The organism is Psychrobacillus psychrotolerans (genome assembly GCF_900115805.1).
GTDB lineage: Bacteria > Bacillota > Bacilli > Bacillales_A > Planococcaceae > Psychrobacillus > Psychrobacillus psychrotolerans.
On record NZ_FOXU01000010.1, the window covers coordinates 49,175 to 76,105 of the forward strand.

At 35.9% G+C, this 26,931-nt stretch carries 29 protein-coding genes; 24 read left to right on the forward strand and 5 right to left on the reverse strand.

The window, feature by feature from the left end; all coding sequences use genetic code 11:
* Positions 1-67 precede the first annotated feature (67 nt).
* Positions 68-790 (forward strand): nicotinamide riboside transporter PnuC, encoded by a 723-nt coding sequence (gene pnuC / locus BM260_RS16270; protein WP_093538413.1) that lies wholly within the window; start codon positions 68-70, stop codon positions 788-790.
* Between the two features lie 93 nt (positions 791-883).
* Here pnuC and BM260_RS16275 read toward each other — a convergent pair whose 3' ends face one another.
* The 3 genes from BM260_RS16275 to BM260_RS16285 all read right to left on the reverse strand — a co-directional run bounded on the left by BM260_RS16275 (position 884) and on the right by BM260_RS16285 (position 3,031).
* Positions 884-1,219, reverse strand: coding sequence for a ribosomal maturation YjgA family protein (locus BM260_RS16275; RefSeq protein ID WP_245762763.1), 336 nt, complete (start codon positions 1,217-1,219; stop codon positions 884-886).
* 89 nt (positions 1,220-1,308) lie between these two features.
* Entirely contained in the window at positions 1,309-2,583 is a 1,275-nt protein-coding gene (locus tag BM260_RS16280) for an ATP-binding protein (protein ID WP_093538414.1), read from the reverse strand.
* 64 nt (positions 2,584-2,647) lie between these two features.
* On the reverse strand, positions 2,648-3,031 hold the full coding sequence (locus BM260_RS16285) for a rhodanese-like domain-containing protein (RefSeq protein WP_093538415.1): 384 nt from the start codon (positions 3,029-3,031) through the stop codon (positions 2,648-2,650).
* Positions 3,032-3,133: 102 nt separating this feature from the next.
* On the opposite strand from BM260_RS16285, the gene BM260_RS16290 reads away from it, so the two are divergent.
* The 5 genes from BM260_RS16290 to efp all read left to right on the forward strand — a co-directional run bounded on the left by BM260_RS16290 (position 3,134) and on the right by efp (position 9,011).
* On the forward strand, positions 3,134-3,970 hold the full coding sequence (locus tag BM260_RS16290) for a lipoate--protein ligase family protein (RefSeq protein ID WP_093538416.1): 837 nt from the start codon (positions 3,134-3,136) through the stop codon (positions 3,968-3,970).
* 160 nt (positions 3,971-4,130) lie between these two features.
* Positions 4,131-6,692, forward strand: coding sequence for a vitamin B12-dependent ribonucleotide reductase (locus BM260_RS16295; protein ID WP_093538417.1), 2,562 nt, complete (start codon positions 4,131-4,133; stop codon positions 6,690-6,692).
* Between the two features lie 185 nt (positions 6,693-6,877).
* Complete coding sequence (locus BM260_RS16300) at positions 6,878-7,300, forward strand: hypothetical protein (protein ID WP_093538418.1); 423 nt, start codon at positions 6,878-6,880, stop codon at positions 7,298-7,300.
* Positions 7,301-7,373: 73 nt separating this feature from the next.
* Positions 7,374-8,435, forward strand: coding sequence for a M24 family metallopeptidase (locus BM260_RS16305; protein ID WP_093538419.1), 1,062 nt, complete (start codon positions 7,374-7,376; stop codon positions 8,433-8,435).
* A gap of 15 nt (positions 8,436-8,450) precedes the next feature.
* Positions 8,451-9,011, forward strand: a complete 561-nt coding sequence (gene efp, locus BM260_RS16310) for an elongation factor P (protein WP_093538420.1) — start codon at positions 8,451-8,453, stop codon at positions 9,009-9,011.
* Between the two features lie 144 nt (positions 9,012-9,155).
* Here the strand turns inward: efp and BM260_RS16315 are convergent, their stop codons facing one another.
* The gene (locus BM260_RS16315; RefSeq protein WP_093538421.1) at positions 9,156-9,746 is read right to left on the reverse strand and encodes a GNAT family N-acetyltransferase; all 591 of its coding nucleotides are present in this window, start codon (positions 9,744-9,746) and stop codon (positions 9,156-9,158) included.
* Positions 9,747-9,947: 201 nt separating this feature from the next.
* Here BM260_RS16315 and BM260_RS16320 point away from each other — a divergent pair, with 201 nt between their 5' ends.
* The 9 genes from BM260_RS16320 to folD all read left to right on the forward strand — a co-directional run bounded on the left by BM260_RS16320 (position 9,948) and on the right by folD (position 16,578).
* A complete protein-coding gene (locus BM260_RS16320; RefSeq protein ID WP_093538422.1) occupies positions 9,948-10,157 on the forward strand; it encodes a SpoIIIAC/SpoIIIAD family protein in 210 nt (69 codons plus the stop codon).
* 401 nt (positions 10,158-10,558) lie between these two features.
* Entirely contained in the window at positions 10,559-11,470 is a 912-nt protein-coding gene (locus BM260_RS16325) for a stage III sporulation protein AE (protein ID WP_093538423.1), read from the forward strand.
* A gap of 188 nt (positions 11,471-11,658) precedes the next feature.
* On the forward strand, positions 11,659-12,114 hold the full coding sequence (locus BM260_RS16330) for a hypothetical protein (RefSeq protein ID WP_093538424.1): 456 nt from the start codon (positions 11,659-11,661) through the stop codon (positions 12,112-12,114).
* Complete coding sequence (locus BM260_RS16335) at positions 12,107-12,637, forward strand: SpoIIIAH-like family protein (RefSeq protein WP_093538425.1); 531 nt, start codon at positions 12,107-12,109, stop codon at positions 12,635-12,637. The genes BM260_RS16330 and BM260_RS16335 overlap by 8 nt, the downstream gene beginning before the upstream one ends.
* 288 nt (positions 12,638-12,925) lie before the next feature.
* Positions 12,926-13,426, forward strand: a complete 501-nt coding sequence (gene accB / locus BM260_RS16340; RefSeq protein WP_093538426.1) for an acetyl-CoA carboxylase biotin carboxyl carrier protein — start codon at positions 12,926-12,928, stop codon at positions 13,424-13,426.
* A gap of 13 nt (positions 13,427-13,439) precedes the next feature.
* Positions 13,440-14,792, forward strand: coding sequence for an acetyl-CoA carboxylase biotin carboxylase subunit (accC, locus tag BM260_RS16345; RefSeq protein WP_093538427.1), 1,353 nt, complete (start codon positions 13,440-13,442; stop codon positions 14,790-14,792).
* Between the two features lie 15 nt (positions 14,793-14,807).
* A complete protein-coding gene (locus tag BM260_RS16350) occupies positions 14,808-15,200 on the forward strand; it encodes an Asp23/Gls24 family envelope stress response protein (protein WP_093538428.1) in 393 nt (130 codons plus the stop codon).
* Positions 15,201-15,315: 115 nt separating this feature from the next.
* On the forward strand, positions 15,316-15,693 hold the full coding sequence (nusB, locus tag BM260_RS16355) for a transcription antitermination factor NusB (protein ID WP_093538429.1): 378 nt from the start codon (positions 15,316-15,318) through the stop codon (positions 15,691-15,693).
* 27 nt (positions 15,694-15,720) lie between these two features.
* Complete coding sequence (gene folD, locus BM260_RS16360) at positions 15,721-16,578, forward strand: bifunctional methylenetetrahydrofolate dehydrogenase/methenyltetrahydrofolate cyclohydrolase FolD (protein ID WP_093538430.1); 858 nt, start codon at positions 15,721-15,723, stop codon at positions 16,576-16,578.
* A gap of 32 nt (positions 16,579-16,610) precedes the next feature.
* On the opposite strand, the gene BM260_RS18525 is transcribed toward folD, so the two are convergent.
* The gene (locus BM260_RS18525) at positions 16,611-16,784 is read right to left on the reverse strand and encodes a hypothetical protein (RefSeq protein ID WP_175496329.1); all 174 of its coding nucleotides are present in this window, start codon (positions 16,782-16,784) and stop codon (positions 16,611-16,613) included.
* A 374-nt stretch (positions 16,785-17,158) separates the two neighbouring features.
* Between BM260_RS18525 and xseA the strand changes: the two genes are divergently transcribed.
* The 9 genes from xseA (at position 17,159) to spo0A (ending at position 26,757) form a co-directional block, all read left to right on the forward strand.
* Entirely contained in the window at positions 17,159-18,517 is a 1,359-nt protein-coding gene (gene xseA, locus BM260_RS16365) for an exodeoxyribonuclease VII large subunit (protein WP_093538431.1), read from the forward strand.
* Between the two features lie 5 nt (positions 18,518-18,522).
* Positions 18,523-18,744, forward strand: a complete 222-nt coding sequence (gene xseB, locus BM260_RS16370; protein ID WP_093538432.1) for an exodeoxyribonuclease VII small subunit — start codon at positions 18,523-18,525, stop codon at positions 18,742-18,744.
* The gene (locus tag BM260_RS16375; protein ID WP_093538433.1) at positions 18,737-19,621 is read left to right on the forward strand and encodes a polyprenyl synthetase family protein; all 885 of its coding nucleotides are present in this window, start codon (positions 18,737-18,739) and stop codon (positions 19,619-19,621) included. The genes xseB and BM260_RS16375 overlap by 8 nt, the downstream gene beginning before the upstream one ends.
* Before the next feature lie 88 nt (positions 19,622-19,709).
* Positions 19,710-21,605: a 1-deoxy-D-xylulose-5-phosphate synthase gene (dxs, locus tag BM260_RS16380; RefSeq protein ID WP_093538479.1), complete on the forward strand. Its 1,896-nt coding sequence runs from the start codon at positions 19,710-19,712 to the stop codon at positions 21,603-21,605.
* On the forward strand, positions 21,602-22,420 hold the full coding sequence (locus tag BM260_RS16385) for a TlyA family RNA methyltransferase (RefSeq protein ID WP_093538434.1): 819 nt from the start codon (positions 21,602-21,604) through the stop codon (positions 22,418-22,420). The genes dxs and BM260_RS16385 overlap by 4 nt, the downstream gene beginning before the upstream one ends.
* A gap of 103 nt (positions 22,421-22,523) precedes the next feature.
* A complete protein-coding gene (ahrC, locus tag BM260_RS16390; protein WP_093538435.1) occupies positions 22,524-22,973 on the forward strand; it encodes a transcriptional regulator AhrC/ArgR in 450 nt (149 codons plus the stop codon).
* 16 nt (positions 22,974-22,989) lie between these two features.
* Positions 22,990-24,693 carry a DNA repair protein RecN gene (gene recN, locus BM260_RS16395; RefSeq protein WP_093538436.1) on the forward strand — a complete coding sequence of 568 codons (1,704 nt, stop codon included), beginning with the start codon at positions 22,990-22,992 and terminating at the stop codon, positions 24,691-24,693.
* A 94-nt stretch (positions 24,694-24,787) separates the two neighbouring features.
* Positions 24,788-25,744, forward strand: a complete 957-nt coding sequence (locus BM260_RS16400; RefSeq protein WP_093538437.1) for a SpoIVB peptidase S55 domain-containing protein — start codon at positions 24,788-24,790, stop codon at positions 25,742-25,744.
* A gap of 221 nt (positions 25,745-25,965) precedes the next feature.
* Positions 25,966-26,757: a sporulation transcription factor Spo0A gene (gene spo0A / locus BM260_RS16405; RefSeq protein ID WP_093538438.1), complete on the forward strand. Its 792-nt coding sequence runs from the start codon at positions 25,966-25,968 to the stop codon at positions 26,755-26,757.
* Positions 26,758-26,931 lie beyond the last annotated feature (174 nt).

The window sequence follows — 26,931 nt, forward strand, 5'->3', positions numbered from 1 at the left end:
CTTCCGAGTATTCTACGACTTTTACAAGTAGGTATCAGAGGAAAATTTAAACTTTTTGGAGGGTACGATGAAAAACTGGACGAAATTTGAGCTAGGTTGGCTAGGAGTCTTTACTTTAGTAAATATTTATTTATTTTTTGCATGGGGTGACTCGTTGCTGGGTTTGATTAGCTCTCTGACAGGGATGCTATGCGTTGTTCTAGTAGCAAAAGGTAAAATCAGTAATTATTACTTTGGGATTGTCCAAACTGGAACATATGCATACATATCCTATACATACGGATTATATGGAGAAGCGATGTTAAATGGATTGTTTTACTTTCCGTTGCAGTTTGTTGGAATTTACTTGTGGAATAAAAATAAAGTTGATCAGTCAACAACTGGAGAGGATGTTAAAGTAAAGACTTTAACCAAAATACAGTGGATGCAGTTAATTGTAATTGCTGTTATAACTTCGGTTCTTTATGCATACTTCCTGCATCTAATTGGAGGGCAACAAGTAAGAATTGATTCAGTTGCTGTCGTGTTATCCATTATTGCTCAAATTTTGATGATTAAACGATATGCGGAACAGTGGGTGTTGTGGATTGTCGTCAACGGATTATCCATTGTATTATGGGCTATTACATTATTGCAATCAGGTGGAAACGATTGGTCGATGTTAGTGATGTGGACCGCATTTCTCGTTAACTCAATATACGGATATGTAAATTGGATAAAAATGAGCAAAGAACAAGACGACGTGGGGGGATTAATGGAAAGCGAAAGCAAACTTATATTGGAGGGGTAATATTATTCATCATAAAAAGGCTTGTCAATTAATAATTGGCAAGCTTTTTTAGGTTATCCTAAAAACTTTTCAGCACCTTTAATCGGGGTATACCTAGTGTTTTTGAGCAATAATAGGATAAATCCATTTATCCACTACAAAAGCTATAACAATACCAATACAATACCGTAGTAGATCTTTTCCAAGAAAACCTTTACCGAGTATTAGAGCACCCAGCAAAGTATCACGTATTGTATTAATCCAATTTGCTTGATACAGCTGACTAAATTCAACTATAAAACAAAAAATAACACTTAGATATAATGCTACATACTTACTTCTGTGTACAAAGAAAAAACGAAAAAGAAAATACACCATCATTGCCCATACTGTATCACCGGCATGACTTTGGATGAAAGGAGGCAACGTATTAAAATATCTACTACTCAACCCAAGGGCAATAGTGAGTATAACCGCAATTACGTAAAAAATCCTTTTCGGTTCATTGGTAAAATGCAAATTTATCACTCAGTTCTTCATTAGTAGTTAAATCCAATAGAGTTTTCATCATTTTCCCAGTTGTTTTTATTTGATCGATTATTTTGCTTTGTTAGTTCTTCTATTCTCTTCTCGTAATCCAAGTTCCCATCATAGTGCCAGTTTAGCGCAACGGACATATATAGTTCGTTTAACTGGGACATAGACAGCCCTTTAGAAAGCTTGGCCATCTCTTTCACTTGGTCGTCAGAGAGTATTCCTTTGATATCTAGTTTGCGTAAATAATCTTGTCGTACTTTTGCTGTTGGAGAAGGAATTTCATACGCTCGGTCAAAACGACCAGCACGGTTAATAAGCGCAGGATCAATTTTTTGAGGGTAATTGGTTGTCCCTATGATAAATAGTCCTTCTCTGGATTGGGCACCGTCTAGGGTGTTTAAAAAGACTGAACGAGTATATTCAGGCATGGAATCTATATCTTCAATAACTAAAATAGCAGGTGCTAGTCTTGTCACAATACCAAATACTTCTTGGATGGAATGACTACCCGTAAACTCTGTAATCTGCCAATAGACAACCGGAGCTTTCGTTGATCCAGTAATTGACTTTACTAAAGTTGTTTTACCATTACCAGGGGAGCCATAAAGAAGAATACCTCGCTTGTAGGGAAGTCCATATTCTTTAAAGAAATACCCATCTTGTTTAAAAAACTCATCAATGGAACGAAAAATATCTTGTTTAATACTTTGAGCTAGAAGGACATCGTCTCTACCCACAGCTGCCTGCTCTCCATAATTTCTCCGTTGGACACCATTTTCTGTATCCACCAGATAAGTTACAGACTGCATTAACAATTGTCTTAGCTTTTCGTTAATTTCTTGTAAGAAACTCAAGGCTTGATCTACGGAAGTTGAAAAAAACTGATATTCTGGCCAGGTATTTCCTCCAGAATAGTTAAATGCAAGAGTTAAGGCCACATTATATTGTGGAAAGAAAATAAGATTGTTTTCAAATGTTTCTACAACTTCTAATTTATTCTCAAAGCTTAATGGAGACTTACTAGAAATCTTACGCTGAGCCTTTGCTTCGAAAATAGAACATAGCACTTCGTATGGAAGTAAGCCTTTTTCCATCATATCTAACAAATTTCCCTCCAGTTGAAGAATGGAGTCGCCAATATCAATTACTTGCCAATCTCCTGTTGCCCGTTCATTCAACGTAGCAATAATTCGTCTTGAAACAATAGCAAAATCATCATAATTTGGGTGAGTGATTCTAAAATCTTCTAAATGAGAAAACAAAATGTGTTTTTGCATCTAAACCCTCCAGATTGTGTGGATGAAAGAAAAAAGGTTCCTCTGTTTAGAAGAACCTTATGTATTACTTAGATTTAACTTTACCTGTCCAAGCTTTGAACCCACCTTGGAGCTGGAATAACTGTGTATATCCTTTTTTCTTTAAAAACATTGCTGCACGCGCACTTCTTGCACCACTTTGATCATACAAGTACACGGGCTTGTCTGGACGAATTTCTTTATAACGCTGACGAAATTGAGTAGAAGGAACATTTCTTGCTCCTAAAATATGTCCACCATCAAATTCTTTTGGTTCACGCACATCAATAAGCTGTGCTTTACGGTAACCCTCAATAAATTGTTCTTGCGTGAGATTGGTTACAGTTTTCTTTAAACGATATGCCGAGATTCCAGCATAGACTAAAAAGGCAACAAGTATAGCGATAACGAAGTACAATAATTCTAACACGGTCTTTCCCCTCTCTATGTTTCCTATTCATTATAAAAGAAGTGCTAGATACAATTCAATCTATTTGATAAAATGATACACGTTGTGAAGGGAGAGATTAAGGTGGAAAAGACAAAATGGTACTTCATAAATTCTGGCCCCTGCAGTCCATCATACAATATGGCGTTGGACGAAGCCTTACTGGATTGGCATAGTGAGGGTCTTATTCCCCCGGTTATTAGATTTTACGAATGGAATCCAGCAACATTATCAATTGGTTATTTTCAAACTGTGGAAAAAGAGATTGATATAGAAGCAGTGAAAAGATTAGGACTTGGTTTTGTGCGTAGACCTACAGGGGGAAGAGGGGTACTTCACGAACATGAACTTACATACAGCGTAATCGTTACAGAGAGTTATCCAAGTATGCCAGCAACTGTAACCGAAGCTTATCGTGTTATTAGTGAGGGTTTACTGCTAGGATTTCAAAATCTTGGTTTAAACGCTTATTTTTCTGTTCCGAATACAGACGAACAGAAAGAAAATTTAAAAAACCCAAAATCAGCAGTTTGTTTTGATGCACCGAGCTGGTACGAATTAGTCGTCGAAGGAAAGAAAGTTGCTGGTAGTGCACAAACAAGACAAAAAGGTGTTATTCTACAACATGGTGCAATATTACTTGATCTTGATGAAGATAAATTAATTCAAACGTTTAAATTCGCTTCAGAAGAGGTAAGAGAGAAAGTGAGAAAAGGCCTATCTCAAAAAGCTGTCTCCATTAACAAAATAATATCAAAACCGGTAACAATGGAAGAATGTAAAACGGCTTTTAAAAAAGGATTTGCAGATGCCTTGGAGATAGAATTGGTCGAATATAACTTAACGCAAGAACAGAAGAATTACGTAAAACAACTAGAAGTGACAAGATATGCTAATGATAAATGGAATTATAAAAAATAAAAGTAACAATGTCTTATAGTAAATTCGAAAACTAGGAGTTAGGGATTATATTAATTAATCCTGACTAGTTTCGCTTTACTCTTCAATATATTGTGTCGTATTATAAATGAAACTACTACATGTTGTGTCAATTGCGATTTGTAGAATGGAGGAAGAGTAAATGGTAACAACTAAAAATGAAACGAACCTTACTTTAAATGTTGAAGCATTAAACAAAGATATCCAATTATTTCCACAAGTACATTCGATCACAGAAGATATGACACTTACACATAAAGGTGTGTCGAGACTTGTCATGATCGATCGTTATTCCTTTAAGGATACGGAAAAGAAAACGTTAAAAGCAGGAGACTTTGTTGTTCTAACAGTTAAAGAAGATCCTAAATTTCCAGCGCGTGGTCTAGGGTATATCGTTTCGATTAACGAACAAGCGAAAACAGCTGAAGTGCAAATCGAGGAAGATTACCGAAGTGCGATTGACGATGCTGCCAAGATCGAATCTGGAATTATTACTCGTCCTTTAAGTGTGATTGAAAAACCTCTTGAAGTATATTACGAGCAAATTGCCAAAAGAAACGCGACAGGACTTGCGTCTGTAGAAAAAACAGAAGAAAAACGGGAAGAATGGTTTGAGAAATTCTACCAACAACTAGTTTCTTTAAAATTCATCCCAGCTGGACGAGTACTATATGGTGCAGGTACGGGAACGGATGTTACTTATTTTAACTGTTATGTGATGCCATTCGTTGCAGATTCGCGTGAAGGGATTAGTGATCACCGCAAACAAGTTATGGAAATTATGAGTCGTGGTGGTGGAGTTGGTACAAACGGTTCTACTCTAAGACCAAGAAATACGTTAGCTCGAGGAGTAAACGGAAAATCATCTGGTTCTGTTTCATGGTTAGACGATATCGCTAAACTAACTCATCTTGTCGAACAAGGTGGTTCCCGCAGAGGTGCACAAATGATCATGCTAGCAGATTGGCACCCTGATATTGCGGAATTTATAATCTCTAAAATGCAAAACCCTCGTATTTTACGTTTCTTGATTGAAAATACAAATGATGAAACGATCAAACAACTCGCGAAGGACAAGCTTAAATTCAAACCACTTACTGTTCAGGAAGAAGCGATGTATCAAGGGATTATCAATTACAAAGCTATTCCAGGTCTAGGTGGATTTAATGCAGAAATCATTCGTGATGCAGAAACAAAATTACGTGATGGCGGAACTTATTCCGTTCATAATTCTGAGTTTTTAACTGGTGCAAATATCTCCGTGACGCTGACGGATGACTTTATGAAAGCAGTAGAAGAAGACAGCGACTTTGACTTGCGTTTCCCGGCAACTGAAGCTTATTCTCCAGAAGAAATGGATTTCTACAACGAAAATTGGCATAAAATTGGCGATGTTCGTGAGTGGGAAAGAATGGGCTATGAGGTTCGAACTTATCGCACAGTAAAAGCGAAAGAACTTTGGAATTTGATCAATATTTGTGCTACTTATTCTGCAGAACCTGGTGTTTTCTTCATCGATAATGCAAATGAAAAAACGAATGCTACAGCATATGGACAAAAAGTTGTCGCTACTAATCCTTGTGGAGAGCAACCACTTGCACCATATTCTGTGTGTAACTTGGCTGCTGTGAATTTAGCACAATTTGCAAACAAAGAAACTAAGACTGTGGATTATGAAGCGTTAAAAGAAACAGTAAGTGTTGGTGTACGTATGCAAGATAACGTTATCGATGCAACTCCATACTTCTTAGAAGAAAACAAAGTACAAGCACTTGGTGAAAGACGTATAGGCTTAGGTGTTATGGGTCTTGCCGACTTGTTAATCTATTGTGAAAAAGAGTATGGTTCAGATGAAGGTAATGTTTTAGTAGATGAAATCTTTAAAACAATTGCGATTGCAGCATATGAAACATCAGCAGAACTTGCTGTAGAACGCGGAAGCTTCCCGTTCTTAACTGGTGAGACAGAAGAGGAAACTAATCGCTTGCGTAAGGCATTTACGGAAACAGGATTTATGAGTTCAATGCCAGAAGACATTCGAAATTCTATTTTAGAGAATGGTGTTCGAAATTCTCATTTGTTAACAGTCGCACCTACAGGTTCAACTGGAACAATGGTTGGTGTTTCTACTGGACTTGAGCCGTATTATTCATTCACTTACTATAGAAGTGGTCGTTTAGGTAAATTTATAGAAGTGAAAGCAGACATTGTGCAAGAATATTTAGGTAAAAATGAATCTGCTGAAGAAGAAAATCTCCCAGAATGGTTTGTTACTGCGATGGAACTTGCTCCTGAAGCTCATGCAGATGTGCAATGTATCATTCAACGTTGGATTGACAGTTCTATTTCTAAAACGGTTAACGCACCACGTGGATATACGGTTGAACAGGTTGAAGGAGTGTACGAGCGTTTATATCGTGGTGGAGCTAAGGGTGGTACTGTGTATGTCGATGGAAGTCGCGACTCACAAGTTCTGACGTTAAAAGCAGAGGAAAACACATTAGAAGATCATCCAAAAGAAGAAAGAGTAGAAAAAAGACATGTAGTTTTAATAGATACGATTCAAGATTTACGCTCAACCAATGTAACGATTGGTTCCGAAGTTGGAAATACATGTCCTGTCTGTCGTAAAGGTACTGTGGAAGAAATGGGTGGATGTAACACATGCACCAATTGCAATGCTCAACTAAAATGTGGGCTGTAAAGTACAAAAGCCTTAACAAATTTCACGTGTACTAAGATATGATCGTTCCATGGATCTCATATTTTTCTATAATAATTCTAAAGCACAAGCTGATAAGTTCTCTTATCCCTTGTGCTTTTATTTTGTTGTAATGTTTAATTACTAGTTCTTTCGCTTAAACTATAGGAAAAACAAAGGAGATTTACATGAAAGGATTATCGATTATTACTAGTATGGTCGCTGCAATGGGAACGACCATTCTATTTAAAATGTTGGATTATTTTCAATTCATCAAGTGGAATCCTATCGGATATACGAAAACTTTCCTCTTTTTAAAAGGGACCAATGTATATTTGAAATGGATTATTTTATTTTTAGTCATCTGGGGAATTTGTTTTCTTCTATACTATTTAGGATTATTATTTATTAAAATTCCAGTTTCCATCACTAGTTTTACCATAGGCCTCATCATTGCGATTGTACTTGAATGGATTATTTTAGATGCAGATTCAATAGAGAAAACGATAAAAAAAATATCGATCCCTTTTATCTGTATTGTTATAGTAGCTGTTCGTTTCATCATGGAATCGGCGATATTTCACTACAAAGATAATCCTCTAGAAAAATGAAAAATTTACCGCCCTCACTTACTATGATAAAATATACAAAGAAGTAATATAGAAAATGAGATGAGGGCTAAAAATGAAACTTAGTAAATTACGTGCAGCACTTGAAGAAAATGGAGTAGACGCTCTGTTAATTACGAATGGTCATAGCATCCGCTACATGACAGGATTCACTGGAACAGCTGGTGTCACAATAATTTCTAAAACAGATGCAGTGTTTATAACAGATTTTCGTTACACAGAGCAAGCCGCGAGTCAGATTAAAGATTTTCGTATAGTACAACATAAGAAAACAATGATGGAAGAAATTGCTACACAAGTAACAGATATGGGGATCAACTCATTAGGATTTGAAAAAAATGATGTGACGTATAGCGATTATGAACTATACAAGCAAGCTGTACAAGTCGATTTAGTGCCACTTTCAGGTCTTGTTGAAAAAATTCGCTTGATTAAGACGGACGAAGAGATTAGTATAATAAAGGCAGCTTGTCGTATTGCTGATGAAGCATATGAGCATATCGTTACTTACATAAAACCAGGTATGACTGAGCTTGAAGTATCGAATGAATTAGAATTTTTCATGCGCAAAAAAGGAGCAACTTCTTCTTCCTTTGATACAATAGTAGCTTCTGGAACACGTTCAGCACTTCCGCACGGTGTTGCTACGGATAAAGTCATTGAAAATGGAGATTTTGTCACATTAGACTTCGGTGCATTATACAATGGGTATATTTCGGATACGACACGTACGTTGGCAGTTGGGGAACCAAGTGATCAATTAAAAGAAATCTATCAAGTAGTCCTTGATTCTCAACTATTAGCTTTAGAAAAAGTTAAACCAGGAATGACTGGTAAAGAAGCAGACGCTATCGCTCGAGATTATATTGCTTCAAAAGGTTACGGGGAAGCATTTGGTCATTCGTTGGGTCATGGGATTGGTTTAGAAGTGCATGAGGGTCCTGGATTGTCATTCCGTTCAGATATCGTTTTGGAGCCAGGTATGGTTATCACGATTGAACCTGGTATTTATCTGCCGAATATTGGTGGAGTAAGAATCGAAGATGACGCTCTTGTGACAGAGAATGGTTTAGAGAAGCTAACGCATTCAACAAAAGAATTACTAATCTTATCTTAATTTGGAGGAAAAATAATGATTTCAGTAAATGATTTTAAAACAGGCTTAACAATTTTAGTGGATGGTGTATTATATCGAGTACTAGATTTCCAACATGTAAAACCTGGTAAAGGCGCAGCATTTGTACGTTCTAAGTTGAGAAATTTACGTAACGGTGCAGTAAACGAAAAAACTTTCCGCGCTGGAGAAAAAGTGGAAAAAGCACAAATTGATAACTTTAAAATGCAATATTTATATGCAAATGGTGATCAGCATGTATTTATGGATACTGAGTCTTACGAACAAATTGAGTTAAATGAAAACCAAATCGAGTATGAATTAAAATTCTTACGCGAAAACATGGAAATACATGTAATTCAATTCCAAGGGGAAACACTAGGAGTAGAATTACCAAAATCAGTTGTTCTTGAAGTAACGGAAACAGAGCCAGGTATCAAAGGAGATACGTCAGGCGGCGGTTCTAAAACTGCTAGTCTTGAAACTGGTTTAGTAGTAACGGTTCCATTGTTTATCAATGTTGGCGATAAGCTAATCATCAATACAGATGAAGGTTCATACGTATCAAGAGCACAATAATTTAAAACTATATTCGATGAAGGGTCTCACATTTGTGAGGCTCTTTTTTTACAAAAAAATAGCAATAAAGATAGATAAAAATGAGCTAAGAAAAAGGCTTTACTTCTTATTGAAATAAAGCACGGACGGTAGTTGCACAAGGAACTATTGAATTTTAAGATATTTTTCATAACAAACACATTCATGAATTCGTTGGCTAGATGTTTTAAACTGTTCCATCTCGTCTCCTACATAGTGTGCAAATGCATTGACTAAATGGAGTTTAGGGATGTTACTTTGAATTTTATTTTTCATTTCTTTTCCTTCCAAGTAAATATGGTAGTATGAATGCACTTTATGGAACAACATTTTTTCATACCAGTTCCGTACCCAAGGGTCATCTCTAGTCCAAGCTTCAAAACGATTTAGACCGATATTAATTGCTTGCTTTTCCGCTGCATGAAGTAGTTTCTCGCCAATTCCTTGTCGATAATAATCTGGATGAACAGCAATATGCCAAATCATTCCTCCTAAACCTTCTCCTCTTGAACAAACGGTCTTTTCTTCCTTTTCATACTCAACGTCAATGAGTCCAACAATTTGTCCGTTTAATTCTGCAACTAATTCGATTGCAGGATTTTCATAGCTTTCCTTTTTGTTTAAAACATTATCAAAATAGGCTGTATGCAAAAAAGATAGCACTCTACATCGAAGCCAACCTATTTCATCAGAATCTTTATATGCACGAATGATCAACTAATATATTCTCCCCTTCATACCAAATTTAAGAATTTGTTTGTTTAAGTTAACATCAATACCTCTTAAATAATTCGACTAAGAAAATCAAAACCCTTTCTTTACTAGAATATAGATCTAAGTATTCATCCTCATATGCACTTTTCTTTCATATTACGCTCTACGCTATCATATGTTGTTTGTATGGAAGGGGGAGGCATTGTGGAACTTCACGATGTACTTCGAGTTGCGGGAATTGGTATTTTAATAGCTATTCTTCACTTATTTTTTGAATCTACTGGCAAAAAGGAATTTGCGTTTTTTTTATTTTTCGTTGGTTATATCTATATGACAATTGAATTATTGCGACTGTTAAAACTTTTCTTTTACGAAATATCTACATTTTTAGAATGGCTTATGATGACGAGTTAGCCTATGATCATTTACATAACAATCATTCTAGCATTTGTGCTATTGCAGCTTATAAAAGAAATTTACCCTCGCATTCATACAATTGTGTATACAATCTACATCTTTCTCTTTTTAACTTATATTTTAACCGTATTTATCATTCCTTTGGTCTCCCAGTATATCAACGTATTACCAACTAATCTATTACCGGTCTTCAAACTACTGACATTCTCAGTCGTACTATTGTTCCTTTCGCAAATAATTGAAGACCTGCTTTTGGACTATGAATATACAAGCCTGGCATCGTTATTTACTTTTACGACCAAAGCTATTTTACTCATTGTCTGGTTGAATCATATGCAACAATTTTACGACAAGTTTATATCAATTTTGGGACTACTCTCTTGAAGGAATGAACAGCAATGGAAGAGATGCTTATGTCTTTAGTGCAACCGGTTAAAGAGGTAGCACAAACTTTTTCGTACATGCTATTATTTGGATTTATCTTTATTTGTCTGGAATGGTTTATCCCGTCGAGCAAGAAATTATTGAAATTGTTATTTATGTTAATAATATGTATCTATTGTTTAGAGCCAGCTATCCGCTCTTTAGAGATGATTCAAGCGATGACTAAAGAATTAGTGACTCTCTTCTTAGGAATTTATCCAATCTTAACGCTAGGGATTGCAGCTTCTGGAGGAGCGTTTTTGATAACCTCTTGGAATCCAGCAGTTATGCTATTTGCCTCATTTACTACCGTGTTAGCTGGGAAAATATTAATACCTGCTATAATGGCTGCGTTTATATTTGATTTGATCAGTAGAATTCATCCTCCAACTTCTTTTGCCAAAATGGCTGATCTCATCCGGCTAACTTTAATAGGTTCTACTTCTATTATTCTACTGTTATATAGTATTTTCATGTCCGTCAATGGTGTCATAACATGGTCTGTAAGTGGAACTGTCAATGAGACTGTAAAAAGACTTATCCAAAATAATATTCCTTTTGTTGGATCTTTACTAACAGAAAGTATTAGTACGATGAAAAATTTCTCCTCATCTGCTTCGGTTATAACCGGAAATGCAGTAATTCTATCAGTGCTAATGTTAGTGTCTATTCCAACGATCCAAACAATTCTCATTGCTTTTCTATATCGTTTACTTAGTGCTATTTTGGAACCGTTTGTAGAAGGTAATATAAGTGGATTGTTAGATGACATTGGAAAAACGCTATTTGTACTATCTATTATTTCGGTATTAATCGCGTTTACATTTTTCTTCACAATTATATTAACCATGCTATTTGCAAAACTACTAATAAGTGGGAAAGGATAGTAACCATCGTTACGACACTTCTCTTTGGTATTTTAATAATTGTTCTAGTCGGTGAGTTTCTTTCTATCTTATTGGAGCATACAGATACGGAACGAAATGGATTTCTTGTAAAAATTGCAATTATCTATTGGATTCTGAGCTTTCTCTTCATATAAACAGGTTGTCTTGCATAAAGTATTGTATCCAGCATGAAAAGAAGGGTGAATCAAATTTCATTAAAACAAAAACCCACTTTTCGTTTTGTTGTTATTTGTATAGCTGTCCTTTTCATAAGTCTTCTTTTTTCTGATTTACTCACTCGTGATGAGGGGAAGGTTGTTAAACCCGAAGAAACTGTCAACCAAACTACAGAAAACCTAACTTCGATTTTAGAGAAGATAAACGGAGTGGGCAAAGTTGCAGTGTATTTCCATTACGAAGAGAGCTCTGAAAAGAATGCGGAAAGTGATTTATCATTTTTCCAGTGGACAAGTGAGACTAAAAAGGACAAGGAGAATTTGATTGGAATACTAGTAGTTGCGGAAGGGGCGAACGACAAACGTATACAAAATAGTTTGATAAAAACACTATCATCTGTATTGCAAATATCTCCACATCGAATTGTGATAGAAGAAATGGAATTGGAGGATAAAAAATATGAATAAAAAGAGATCTGTATGGTTTTTAACATTATTTAGTCTAGTTGCAGTAGTAACAGTTTTTTATGTATCGGATCAACCATCACCATTCGATGGAATTGCTCTATTTTCCGATGACACGATAGATGAGGTAGGACTAGTAGAAACGTCATCAACAAATGAGGAATCATTCGTTTCACAGAGCAATGCATTTGAAGAAATGAGAATGGAAGTTACAGAAAAACGTAGTCAATTACGCGATCAGCTAACTACAAAAGTAGGTTCCAATGAATTCACAGCAGAACAAAAAGACGAGGCATATAACAAAATTGAAGAGTTAGTTAAAATAGATTCTACAGAAGCGATGCTGGAGTTAATCATCAAATCATTAGGTTACGATGATGCATTAGTACGAATCGAAGAGAGTGATGTTTTAATAGACGTTGTTTCTAACGAACAATCAACTAAAAAAGCATCTGAGATTATTTATGCAGTGAAACGTGAGTGGCCAAAAGCATATAATGTTGAAGTAAACTTTGATGGCGAGTAAGCTAAATAGTAATTTTGAAGAGTGCCTGAATAGGCGCTTTTTTTTTGATATAAACCAAAAGGAAGAAAATATAGTATAAATATGCTTTTGAAGTTATTGTTATTGATAAAATAAGCAAAGACTAAAATGTTTTTGAAACCCTCTAACAAAGGACTTTCAATATATTGATAAGGCATCATTTATTTATTATTTCAGAATAATTAGCTCTATCTATTTCAAATTTGCGAAAAAAAGTCTAAAATAGAATATGGAGCTATAAATAATGTAGATTAAAGGGGATTAAACAAAATGAAGATACAAGAAATTAGAGAAATTATTAAACTAGTAGATCAGTCTTCTTTAGATGAATTTTTATACGAATCAGAAGGCACTAAGATTAAATTGAAAAAGAATGAAAAAGGTTTTGTAAATTCTACGAGTGAAACGTTTGAGAGCTCATCTATAATCGAACAACCAAGACAAGTAGAAGTAAAAGCACCAGTCGCTCAAGAAGCACCAAAGCAACAAGTTGTAGAAGAAGCTACTACTGAAAGTGTTGTGGATAGTTCATTACATACGATTATTTCACCAATGGTAGGAACATTCTACCAATCTTCATCTCCTGATACAGCAGCATACGTAGAGGTTGGTACGAAAGTATCTGCTGATTCGATTGTTTGTATCGTGGAAGCAATGAAGCTGTTTAATGAAATTGAAGCTGAAATTGACGGGCAAGTAGTAGAAATTCTTGTGAAAGATGGACAATTAGTTGAATATGGTCAACCTCTGTTCCTCGTTAAAGGAAACTAAGAAGGGAGCTAGGATGATGAAAAAAGTACTAATTGCCAATCGCGGAGAAATAGCTGTCCGTATAATACGTGCATGTAAAGAATTAGATATTGAAACAGTCGCTGTATATTCAGAAGCGGATCGGGAAGCGCTTCATGTTCAGATTGCTGATGAGGCATACTGTATAGGACCAAGACTCTCGAAGGATTCTTATTTGAATTTCTCTAATATTATTACTGTAGCAAAACTTACCGGTTGTGATGGAATTCATCCTGGTTATGGGTTCCTAGCAGAAAATGCGGAGTTTGCTGAGCTTTGTGAAGAATGTGATATTAAATTTATCGGACCAACTTCCTCTGCCATTAAAAGTATGGGGATTAAGGACGTTGCAAAAGAAACAATGCAAAAGGCAGGAGTTCCAACAGTGCCTGGATCTAAAGGTATTGTAGTAACAGATGAAGATGCATTGAAAGTGGCAAATGAAATAGGCTTTCCTGTAATTATCAAAGCAACAGCTGGAGGCGGCGGTAAAGGTATCCGTGTTGCAAAAGATGAGGAAGATCTTCTAAATGGCATTAAAATAACTCAAAAAGAAGCAGCAGCGGCATTTGGTAATCCTGGTGTTTACTTAGAAAAATACATTGAAATATTCCGTCATGTAGAAATACAAGTGTTAGCAGATGGTCATGGAAATGCAGTTCACTTAGGTGAGCGAGATTGTACCGTGCAGCGTCGTATGCAAAAGCTAGTGGAAGAAGCCCCTTCTCCTGCGTTGTCAGAAGCGCTTCGTGCAGAGATGGGTGAAGCAGCTGTAAAAGCCGCACTTGCTGTTGGATATGAAAGTGCAGGCACTGTAGAGTTTATCTTTGATCATATAGCTCAAAAATTCTACTTTATGGAGATGAACACACGTATTCAAGTGGAGCATCCTGTTACAGAAATGATTACAGGCGTGGATCTGATCAAACAAATGCTCTTAGTGGCATCTGGCGAAAAGTTGCCATTCGAACAAAAAGATATTAAACTTAATGGATGGGCAATTGAATGTCGTATCAATGCAGAAAACCCTTCTAAAAACTTTATGCCTTCACCAGGATTAGTTGAATTTTACTTGCCTCCAGGTGGATTAGGAGTTCGGGTAGATTCAGCTGTATACCCAGGTTATACGATTCCCCCGTTTTATGATTCAATGGTTGCAAAGCTTATTGTTCATGCAGCAACTAGAGATGAAGCAATTGCTAAAATGAAACGTGCACTAAGTGAATTTGCGATTGAGGGAGTCGAAACTACTATTGGATTCCATTCGAAGCTCATGAATCATGAAGTATTTAAGTCAGGAGATTTTGATACGAAATTCTTAGAAAAATATGATGTAATGAATTCATAATAAGGAGTGAATGATATGACAGAAACTACTGAACAAAAGTTTGTTCAAATGACTCCTGAAGGAAAAGAAGATCTAGGGACAATTGAAATAGCTCCCGAAGTAATTACTGTAATTGCTGGTATTGCTACAACCGAAGTAGAAGGAATTGCTGGTACACGAGGCAACTTTGCTGCAGGTGTAGTGGAACGTCTAGGTAAAAAAGTACATGGTAAAGGGATCAAAACGGAGATAAACAATGATGGCTTGTTTATAGACGTATATTGCCTAGTAAAATATGGCTCTTCCGTTCCTAAAGTTGCTAGAGAAGTACAATCTCAAATTCGTCAAGCAATTGAAAATATGACGAGTTTAACTCCTAAAGAAGTGAATGTACATATTACAGGTGTACAATTCGATACAGTAGAATAAAAGAGAAAGAGCTATTAGTTAGATAGCTCTTTCTTTTTTTGCCTTTCTAGTGCGCATACTACAAAAAAATATGCTATGATTGTCTAGATAGTTACATTTAAAGGAGAACTAAATTATGAAACGAAGACAAGCTCGAGAATTAGCATTACAAGCACTATTTCAATTAGATAATCATGAAATTTCCATAGAAGAAGCTATTGGGCATGTGACGGAAGAGACAGATCCTTTCCTAACTCAAGTAGTAACTGGAGTCGTGAATTACAAAGAGGAAATAGATGCAACATTAACAGATAAATTAGAAAACTGGTCGCTTTCCAGACTTCCGAAGATTGAACGTACAGTGCTAAGAATAGCAGTATTTGAATTACTTTATAACAAAGAAACTCCAGCTAAAGTTGTCATTAATGAAGCACTAGAAATTTCTAAAATATTTGGTGACGAAAAGTCAAGTCGTTTTGTAAATGGTGTTTTATCTAAATATACTGAGCAATAATCTACATTGCCTTAAGGAGCTTATGAAGTGTCTACTACAAAAATTGATGGAAAACAAATTGCAGGTTTAGTTACAGAAAAAGTGAAAGAACGTGTGGAGAACCTAAAATCTAAAGGTGTCGTTCCAGGATTAGCAGTAGTTTTAGTAGGTAATAATCCGGCCTCACAAACATATGTAAACAACAAAGCAAAAACGTGTGAACGTTTAGGTATGTATTCCGTACAAATAGAGTTGGACGAAAATATTTCTGAAGTGGAGCTTCTTAAACAAGTAGAGGCACTAAACGTTGATGACAAAATCCATGGTATTTTAGTTCAATTGCCTTTGCCTCCTCAAATTAATGAGGACAGAGTAATCGCAACTATCTCACCACTAAAAGATGTGGATGGTTTCCATCCGGAAAATGTGGGAAAAATGATGATTGGTCAACAATCGTTCCTTCCATGTACACCTTTTGGCGTAATGAAATTACTTGAATATAGTGATGTAGAAATTGCAGGGAAACATGCTGTTATTATTGGTCGCAGTAATATTGTTGGTAAACCAATGGGACAATTATTGCTACAAAAGGATGCTACCGTTACATACTGTCATTCTAGAACAAAGGATTTACATTCTTTTACGAAACAAGCGGATATTTTAGTTGTAGCAACTGGTAGAACTAAAATGATAGATGCAAGTTATATAAAAGAAGGTGCTGTAGTCATTGACGTAGGCATTAACCGCGATGAGAACAACAAGCTTTGTGGTGATGTGGATTTCGAATCTGCTCAAAAAGTAGCTTCTAAAATTACTCCAGTTCCTGGTGGGGTAGGTCCGATGACAATCGCAATGCTAATGGAAAATACTTGTTTAGCGGCTGAAAATACATTAACTAATAAATAATTGTGGAGCTGTTTTTCTATGAAAGACAGCTTTTAAATTGAATGACAAATACAGTGAGCTGCTAATCTGTTAATGCTACTGATTTCCGTTACATGTGGACGCTTTCCGCGGAGTGAGCGATGAGCTATCACCGTCGCTACGCGTCGTTGTGATAGCTCATCTGTCTCACTCATCCCGTTGGAGTCGCCACATTTCACTTCAATCAATTAAGGGAGTAGTACCTATCAATAAGATTTTGCGAAGCCTATGCTAAGAAGAATTAGATTAAGATTTAGGTCTAGATAAATCGATCTTGTAATCACTGTTGAATTTGAGAATGCTCTATTTTTATCTGCTATTTTATAAATGATTCAGTAAGTGAGTAAGTTTCGTAATTACTAATTTTAATATAAAATACGAGTTTTTATGTGATATTTTATTTAATTATCCTTTTATACAAAGTGGATTTCGTTGATTGAAGCGGTGCCCACGGAAAGCGTCCGCCTGAAGCGATAATCAACATTGTTCGGATTTCACTGTTTCATATGTCTTATGAGATTGACTCAAGTAAATTTATTTTTATACTAATGGAGTTGTTTTTGTGACTACAGAACCGGGTAAATACTTAACTGTAAAAGCCTTAACCAAATACATAAAGCGAAAATTCGATGCGGACACGCATTTACGAGATGTATACGTAAAAGGAGAACTATCTAATGTGAAAGTTCATTCTAGCGGACATATCTATTTTACGCTTAAAGACGATGCTGCTCGAATTACTTCTGTTATGTTTGCCATGAATGCCAAAACATTAAAGTTTGTTCCTGAAAGTGGCATGAATGTACTCGTAAGAGGAGATATAAATGTATTCGAGGTAGCTGGACAATACCAGTTATATGCTGCTACTATACAGCCGGACGGTATAGGGGAGCTTTTTTTAGCATTTGAACAATTAAAAAAGAAATTGCAACAAGAAGGACTCTTCCATCCAAGTCGCAAAAAAGCCATACCAACATTTCCGAAAAAAATTGGTGTGGTCACTTCTAAAACCGGAGCAGCTATACGAGATATCCTCACTACATTGGAACGCCGTTATCCTATTTCTGAAGTAATCGTATATCCTAGTATCGTTCAAGGACCTCAAGCTGCGCCTTCTATTGTGAAGTCTATTGAAAAAGCCAATCGAACAGGCGATATAGACGTTTTAATCGTAGGACGAGGGGGAGGTTCTATTGAGGATCTCTGGGCTTTCAATGAGGAAGTTGTAGCTAGAGCTATTGCTAACAGCGAGATTCCAATCATCAGCGCAATTGGTCATGAAACAGATACAACTATTGCTGATTTCGTTTCTGATTTAAGAGCTCCAACCCCAACAGCTGCAGCTGAAATGGCAGTACCTAGCAAAGAAAATCTAATGCAAAATATTTTATCATTTCAATCGGCTAGCTTACACTTCATTACGAAACGTATAAAAGATGAAAAAAATAGATATAACCGGGCTATGGAATCACCTGTACTGGCAACCCCAGAGAAATTATATCGTCCTTTTATAGAAAGGTTTGTTCGTACGGAACAGCAGCTACAAAGAGAAACTAGTTTTCTCTTTAAAGACAAACAACGTGATTTTTTACAAGTTCAAAATAGATTTTCTCAATTATCTCCACAAAAAGTAATCGATCAACATCATAAATCTGTACAATCTGTAACGAACCAATTGAACCAAGCTTCACTATCCACATTTGAAAAACATCGTCAGCAATTTGTTAGTTCTATTCGAACATTAGAAGCGTTAAATCCATTAAAGATTATGGATCGTGGATACAGTATTATATACAAAGAAGGTCAACTAGTTAAATCCGTAGAAAATGTAAAAAAAGATGATTCTATATTTGTTACATTACAAGATGGTCAATTAGAAGCAATCGTTAGGCGAGTTGAAGTGAAAGAAAGTGAGGATTAATATTTATGACTAAAAAGGAAATTCTATTCGACGAAGCAATGCTGCAATTAGAAAATATCGTTCGTCAGTTAGAACAAGGCGACGTACCTTTAGAAAGTGCTATAGAGTTGTATCAAAAAGGTATGGAGCTTTCTAAAGTTTGTAGTGACAAATTACAAAAGGCAGAGAAACAATTAGTGACATTTATGGATGAAAACAAAGAAGATGCTGGTGGAGTCCATGAGTAATTTATTAACTTCATTTATTGAAACCAATCAGCCACTTATTGATAAAACATTACATGATCTTATAAAAGATTTAAAGGCACCTCAGCCTTTAAAAGATGCTATGCTCTATTCACTTCAAGCAGGCGGAAAAAGAGTGCGACCACTATATACACTTGCAGTTTTAAAAGAATTGGATGTTCAAAATGAGGATGCCATTATTGTGGCAAGTACGATTGAAATGATTCACACATATTCGTTAATCCATGATGATTTACCTGCGATGGACAATGATGATTTACGTCGCGGAAAGCCGACCAATCACATTGTATTTGGGGAAGCACTGGCTATATTAGCCGGAGATGCTCTTATTACACTTGTTTTCGGTATAATTGCGAGACTTCCAAATATATCACCAGAACTTAAAATAGCTTTAATAGATAAGTTTAGCTTCGCTGCTGGAGCTGAAGGCATGGTTGGAGGCCAAGTATTAGATATGCTTGGGGAAGGTCAAACTTTAACTTTGGAGCAGCTAGAAGAGATTCACTTGAACAAAACAGGTGCATTATTGTCTTACAGTATTTTGGCGGGAGCTATTATTGCCAATGTGTCCGAGGAAGTAATGAGTGCATTAAAAGAATATGCTTTTCATATTGGGCTGGCGTTCCAAATTCAAGATGATATTCTTGACTTAGAAGGTACATCAGAGCAATTGGGTAAAACTGCGGGGAAAGACTTAATAAGCCAAAAAAATACATATCCTTCAATTTTGACAATGGAAGGTGCTAAAAAAGAGCTTCAAAATCGGTATAATCTAGCTTTCCACGCATTAGAAAGTATACAAATGCAGAATGGTTTACTAGTAGAATTCGCCAATTATATTACGAAAAGAACCAAATAGTAGCTAATAATTTTGTTTTTTAGCCGTTTATTGCTATGATATTAACTAGTTGTAAAGAAGGAAATCTAATAGAAGGTGTGTGATGGCAATGGATTTAACTTCAATTTCTAGCCCATCCTTTTTAAAAAGTTTAGATAATGAACAATTAAAGGAACTTAGTGAAGATATTCGATCGTTTTTAATAGGAAATTTATCCGTAACTGGTGGGCATATTGGGCCAAACTTGGGTGTTGTAGAACTGACTATAGCTTTGCATAAAGCATTTAACAGCCCAGAAGACAAATTTCTTTGGGATGTAGGACATCAAGCATATGTCCATAAAATTTTAACTGGGCGAGCGGATCAATTCGATACGTTACGTCAGTTTAAAGGATTATGTGGATTTCCAAAGCGTATTGAAAGTGAACATGATGTTTGGGAAGCAGGACATAGCTCAACGTCCCTTTCAGCTGCAATGGGTATGGCAAAAGCGAGAGATTTACAAAACAAGAAAAACTATGTGGTGCCAATTATAGGTGATGGTGCACTAACAGGTGGTATGGCGCTAGAAGCATTAAATCATATCGGGCATGAGCAAACGGATATTACCGTTATATTAAATGATAACGAAATGTCTATTGCTCCAAATGTAGGTGCTCTACACAATGTATTAGGAAGACTGCGTACTCATGGAACTTATAACAAAGCAAAAGATGAACTAGAATCATTGCTGAAAAAAATTCCAGCGGTAGGCGGAAAGCTTGCAGGAACTGCAGAACGAGTAAAAGATAGTCTGAAGTATTTACTAGTTTCTGGTGTGTTTTTTGAGGAACTTGGATTTACGTACCTTGGACCAATCGATGGCCACGACTTTGAAGCATTAGAAGAAAACTTACAATATGCGAAGAAGATGAAAGGACCGGTACTTTTACACGTTATTACGAAAAAAGGTAAAGGCTTTAAACCAGCGGAGCTGGATAAAATCGGCACATGGCATGGAACAGGACCTTATAAAATGGAGACTGGGGATTTGATCAAATCCGCATCCAAAGGTCCTTCATGGAGTGCACTTGTTGCAGAAACAGCAAGGAAGCTTGCAAGAACAGATAAACGTATTGTTGCGATTACTCCAGCAATGCCAGTCGGATCTAAATTAGAAGGATTTGCATCTGAATTTCCAACTCGTATGTTCGATGTAGGTATTGCAGAGCAGCATGCTACTACAATGGCTGCTGGTATGGCTGCAGATGGTATGAAGCCAATGCTTGTTATTTATTCAACATTCCTTCAACGTGCTTATGATCAGATGCTACATGATATTTGTCGTCAAAACTTAAATGTTGTAGTCGCAATTGACCGAGCTGGTTTGGTTGGAGCAGATGGAGAAACTCATCAAGGGGTATTTGATATTTCTTTCTTACGTCATATGCCTAATATGGTTATTATGATGCCTAAAGATGAAAATGAAGGACAGCATATGGTTAAAACTGCCTTCGAATATTCTGATGGACCAATAGCACTTCGTTACCCAAGAGGAAATGGTCTTGGTGTACCAATGGATGAAGAATTGAAAACAATACCAATTGGTACTTGGGAAGTACTAAAAGAAGGTACACAGGCAGCTATCCTAACATTTGGAACAACAATTCCTATGGCTATGAAAGCAGCAGAGGTACTTGCAGAACATAATATTTCCGTTGAAGTGATCAATGCTCGTTTTATAAAACCACTAGATACAAAAATGCTACTAGACCTTCAAGCGCGTAATATTCCAATTATTACAGTGGAAGAGAGTGCGCTTCAAGGTGGTTTCGGTAGTGCGGTGCTAGAAGTTTATAATGAGAACAACCTGCAAGTAAATGTACATCGTATAGGAATTCCTGATATCTTTATCGAACATGGCGAAGTAAATCAATTACTGGAAGAAATTCATGTGACTACGGATGAAATTGTCAAAGTAGTGACTAAAAAAGTGAATGAGCCATCTAGGTACATTCCGTCATGACTAAAATTCCGAAAGAGCGCGTAGACGTACTACTAGTAGAGCAAGGATTATTTGATACGAGAGAAAAGGCTAAACGTGCGATTATGGCAGGGCTTATTTATAAAAACGAAGAGCGTATAGACAAACCTGGAGAAAAGGTGGAAAACACCTCTGTTTTAACTATAAAGGGTCAGGTATTAAAGTATGTTAGCCGCGGTGGATTAAAGCTAGAAAAAGCGTTAGAACAATTTGACTTGAATATTGAAAACAAAATCATGCTTGATATCGGTTCTTCCACAGGTGGATTTACAGATTGTGGCTTACAAAATGGAGTCAAGCATGCTTATGCTTTAGATGTAGGAAGCAACCAGTTAGCTTGGAAAATTAGACAAGATGATCGTGTAACTGTTATGGAAAAAACGAATTTTAGATATTCAACACCTGCAGATTTTTTAGAGGGCTTACCATCCTTTGCATCGATTGATGTATCATTTATTTCGTTAAAGCTTATTTTTCCAACTTTAAAAACAATTTTAGTACCTAATGGTGATGTTATTGCCCTTGTAAAACCTCAGTTTGAGGCAGGCAAAGATCGAGTGGGGAAAAAAGGTGTAATTCGAGACAAAGCAGTGCATATCGATGTTTTGAATGATATAGCTAATTTTGCAGAAAGTCAGCACTTTCAGCTAAAAAGTGCTTCTTTCTCTCCTATTACGGGTGGAGAAGGAAATATCGAATTTTTATTTCATCTTACGAACATTGTCGATGAGGAGTTCTCTCCGCATCAGATCGATTTCGATAAACTAGTAAGCGAAGCACATCAACTCCTTAAATAATCTTGCGGCTCTTGTAAAAGAGTCGCTTTTTTCTTGTTACTTTTCTAAACCAATGCTATTGTATAAATTAAATAGTATAAATATACAATGAGGTGAACCCCATATGAACAAGGGACAACGACATATTCGCATAAGAGATATTATTGCAAAACACGAAATCGAAACACAGGATGATTTAGTAGACTCTCTAAAGAATGCGGGATATAATGTCACGCAAGCTACTGTTTCGAGAGATATTAAAGAACTTCATTTAGTAAAAGTACCGTTGCCAAACGGTAATTATAAGTATAGTTTACCTGCAGACCAACGCTTTAATCCTATTCAAAAATTGAGAAGAGCCCTGTCTGATGCATTTGTTAGTATCGATGGTGCAAGTCATTTTTTAGTGATGAAAACGTTACCTGGTAATGCTCATGCAATAGGCTCCTTAATAGATTACTTAGACTGGCCAGAAATTCTGGGAACTATTTGTGGAGATGACACTTGTTTAATCCTATGTAGAGAAGAACAAGACAGTCTAGTTATTAAAGAGCGCTTACTCGAAATGCTCTAAAATGAGGTGAAAACTATTGTTGAAAGAACTAACGATAAAAAACTTTGCCATTATTGATGAATTGACAGTTAGTTTTGAAGAAGGGCTTACTGTTCTTACAGGAGAAACTGGAGCAGGGAAGTCTATAATTATTGATGCGGTACATTTGTTATGCGGTGGTAGAGGCTCACATGAATTTATCAGACATGGCGCTAAAAAAGCAGAATTAGAGGGTTTGTTTTTAATAGCTAATCCCAGCCATGGAGTGATTAAAAAACTAGAGGATATTGGGATAGATTTTGAAGACGAGTCTATTATTTTACGAAGAGATATCAATCTTTCAGGAAAAAGCGTTTGTCGAATAAACGGGAAACTTGTAACTATCGGTATTTTAAGAGAAATTGGTGCTTCTTTAATAGATATCCACGGCCAACATGAGAGCCAAGAATTGATGGATGATAAGGCACATATTCATCTATTGGATCAATTTGCAGGAGAAAGCTTAAAAGAAGTAAAAGATTCTTATCAAGAACTTTATAAGCAATATAAAAAATGGAAAAAAGAGCTAGACAAACTATCAGAGAATGAACAACAGATTGCACACAAAATCGATCTGTATACATTTCAGGTTGAGGAAATTGTTGACTCAAACTTAGTTATTGGTGAAGAGGAACAGTTACAGGAACAGAAAAAGAAATTACAAAATTTTCATAAAGTATTTGATAAGATGAGTAGCGCCTATGATGCCATACTAGATGAATCTAAAGGGTTGGATTATATAGGAACTGCTATGGCAGATCTTCAAGATATCGCAGATATGGATAAGAATATGCAAGAGCTAAGTGAAAATGTATCGTCAGCATTTTACATATTACAGGATGCAGCTTATCAACTGAAAAATGAGTTGGATGAGATGGAATTTGATAATAACCAGCTACAAATTGTAGATGAACGTTTAGCTACTATCCAAACGTTAAAACGAAAATATGGTCCCTCTATTGAAGAAATACTTGCATACAAAGATCAGATTCAATATAGTTTAGACCAATTAGTGAATCGTGATGAGCAAATTCAAAAAATGGCTGAAAAAATACATCAAATTGAAATTGACTTGGAACTAGAAGCAACGGATTTAACAGATAAACGTAAAAGCGCAGCAAAACGATTAAGCGTTGCTATTATGGAGCAATTACAAGAACTATATATGGAAAAGGCCACTTTTTCGGTTATGTTTCATGAGACTGTTAAACCAGTTTACAATGAAAATGGATTAGACGATATATCATTTTACATTTCAACAAACGTAGGGGAACCTTTGAAAGCATTAACTAAAATTGCTTCAGGCGGAGAACTTTCTCGAATGATGCTGGCACTCAAGAGTATCTTTTCCAAACATCAAGGTATCACATCCATTATTTTTGATGAGGTTGATACGGGAGTAAGTGGACGAGTTGCTCAATCGATTGCAGAAAAAATTGCAGGAATTGCTTCGAATTCTCAAGTACTTTGTATATCTCATTTACCACAAGTTGCTGCAATGGCAGATCAGCATTTAATGATTAAAAAAGAGGTAAGTGGAAATCGAACGTTTACTGTTTTAGAAGAAGTGCAAAACGATAAACGAGCGGAAGAACTTAGTCGCATGATGTCTGGGGCAGAAATCACAAGCACAACATTACAGCATTCGAAAGAACTATTAACTTTAGCAAAAGATCGAAAAAAAATTATTAGAAACGTCTAAAGACCTTATTTAACTAAGGTCTTTTTTTTATCAATTATTTACCTATCATAGCCGACATTTTCTAGGACATAGTATCAATATAGGGAGGTGAAATATGCAGAAAAACTATCGAAAATGGTCGCTAATGCCACTACTCTTCTTTACTTTATTCTTCGCAAACAATTCAGCTTTTGCAGAACAGACTTCAGTAGTACCACTCGGACAGTCCATTCAAATTGATTTACATTATGGTACCGTTTTTGTAAATAATGATGTTTTAATTTCAGATGATGAATGGCTGCGTACGGGTGACTCGATTCATCTGATCAACAACAAGCCAGTGACAAATCTAATTGACGTAAAAAGTCATTTAAAAGATAGTACACAAATTATTATCCAGTATGAGCATAAAAAAGAAAAGTATACGAAAAGCATTACTCCAAATCAAATGGTGAAATTACTTCCATTTTTGAGAGATGCAACAGAAGGTATTGGTACTTTAACTTATTTTGATCCAAATACAAAAGAATTTGGTGCCTTAGGTCATCAAATAGTGGACCAACAGTCTGGAATTACTCCGAATTTCTCGGAAGGTTCAATATATTTATCATCAATAGAGCAGATAAAGAAAAGTACTCCAGGAAATCCTGGCTATAAAATAACCTCCCACACTTCAAATACGCTACCGATAGGTGGAGTAAATGAAAATAATGTATACGGTGTTTTCGGAAAATTGGACAATAGTGCATTAGAAAATATATCTATGCAAGAGGTAGAAATTGTAGATCCAGAAGAAATAGTGACAGGTAAAGCAGTTATGCGTACCTCCATCGATGGTAAAAAAGTTCAGGATTTCGCAATAGAAATTTCTTCTGTAGAAGGTCATATATTTCAGTTTACTGTAACGGACAAAAAGCTCATAGAAAAGACAGGTGGAATCTTACAAGGTATGAGTGGGAGTCCGATTATGCAAAAAGATAAACTAATTGGTGTTATTACTCATATGTATGTGGATAGACCAGAAAATGGTGCTGCGTTAGCGATTACGGAAATGATGAAAAAGAGTCCATGAATAAATAAAGGGGTAGACCGAAATTTAGGTCTACCCTTTTTACACATTTAGGTATAATATGGATATAAAGATAATTCGACATCAATGTTATAATATTCAAAACTTTGTCGCAACGTAACGAAACTGTATTATAAAAGCCTTATTTTTAACAACAATAAAGGATTTGGGCGTATTAAAGAGAATAATACCTGAGTGAAAAATTACAAAAGGTGGATGAGAAAATGGAAAAGATAAAAATTGCAATTGTGGATGACAACAAAGACTTAATTCGTACGATGGAATCTTATTTCGATCAACATCCGGAAATTGAAATAATTGGAACAGCTGTTAATGGGAAACTTTGTTTAGAGCTTTTGGAGTCTACTCAACCAGATGTGTTATTACTCGACATTATTATGCCTCACTTAGACGGAATCGCCGTTTTAGATAATCTACAAAGAGACAATAAACTTAAAGATATCCATGTAATTATGCTTACCGCTTTTGGGCAAGAGGATGTTATGAAACAAGCAGTTGACCTGGGTGCATCTTATTTTATGCTTAAGCCATTTGAGTTTGAACGCTTAGTAACACAGATTAAACAAGTAGCAGGCAAAAAAGGCTTTGTTCAAGAATCACCTGTTAAAAATAGCCCTGAAAAAGAAGCTCTACAAAATAAGCGAATGATTGACAATATCATTACGAATGTTATTAAAGAAATTGGCGTACCTGCGCATATTAAAGGATATTCCTATCTGCGTGAGGCTATACAAATGGTCTACAGTGATATCGAATTATTAGGTTCCATCACGAAAGTCTTATATCCAGAAATAGCTAAAAAGTTTCAAACGACACCATCCCGTGTAGAACGAGCAATTAGACATGCAATCGAGGTTGCGTGGAACCGTGGAAACTATGAAACTATTTCTAAATTATTTGGATACACCGTCCACCACCTAAAATCCAAACCTACTAATTCCGAGTTTATCGCGATGATCGCAGATAAGATTCGTATGGAGAATATGGCTAGTTAAATTTTACTGTTTTGGATGCTTAATTTTTAACTTCAAAAATACTCCTTCTAAAGCCAACGGATTCTTTATTCGCTGGCTTTTTAATATATTAAATTTTGAAGTCCAAACCTACTGTGCGTACAAGTACTTTTTACGTTGAAGAAATATCTACTGTTAAAGACTTTATACCCTTTA